At 66.5% G+C, this 669-nt stretch carries 1 protein-coding gene and 1 pseudogene; both read right to left on the bottom strand.

The features are described 5' to 3' along the window. Window positions 1–393: pseudogene (locus CRD60_RS08220) on the bottom strand (ABC transporter ATP-binding protein); the annotation flags it as partial. A 12-nt stretch (window positions 394–405) separates the two neighbouring features. Then, window positions 406–669 (bottom strand): glycine cleavage system protein H (locus CRD60_RS08215; RefSeq protein WP_130473089.1); only part of this gene is annotated, 264 nt, incomplete at its 5' end.

Below are 669 nucleotides of genomic sequence, written 5' to 3'. Positions count from 1 at the left end.
TATCGTTACCCGGGTCCTGGGGGCGGGTACGGTCAGCGCGGTCCTGATTCCTCGGCCGATGGAACCGGCCGCCGCCTTGGGGGAAGCAAGGACGGTGCGGCAGATCAGACGGGAATAGCCCTCGGTGCCGTACCCCACGTAGGGGTCCACCCGCGGATACCAACCCAGATGCCGGCAGAGAACGGCCGATAACCTGGCCCAGACGTCGAATCCGGTGGTGACACCCATGCGAACCGCTTGCACCGGCAGGGGCTGTCGTTCGAAACGCTCCCTTGGGGCGGCGGCATCGAAGGAGGTGGAGACCCGCCGGGCCCGGATCGGCTTGGGCGTTCCTGCCATATGCGTGGCCCTCTGCCGCCGGCCGCCCGCCTGCCCGCTAACCTCGCTCGTCATGGCCGCCCCACGTTACTGGGCTGCGTCGATCAACTTGGCGTATTCGTCGGCGTCCAACAGGTCGGGCTGGTCGTCATCCAGTTCGATCTTCAATATCCAACCCTCCCCGTACGGGTCGGAGTTGATCACGGCCGGATCGTCCGCGGCGGCCCTGTTCACATAGACGACCGTGCCGGCCACCGGGCAGACCAAGGGTTCCACGGCCTTGGAGGATTCCAGCTCGAGGATTTCGTCGCCGACCTGGACATGGCCGCCCGCTTCCGGCAGATCCAGGAA

The organism is Bifidobacterium aemilianum (assembly GCF_003315635.1).
GTDB lineage: Bacteria > Actinomycetota > Actinomycetes > Actinomycetales > Bifidobacteriaceae > Bifidobacterium > Bifidobacterium aemilianum.
The sequence above is the reverse complement of the archived record's forward strand: the minus strand, read 5'-3'. Positions and strand labels throughout refer to the sequence as shown.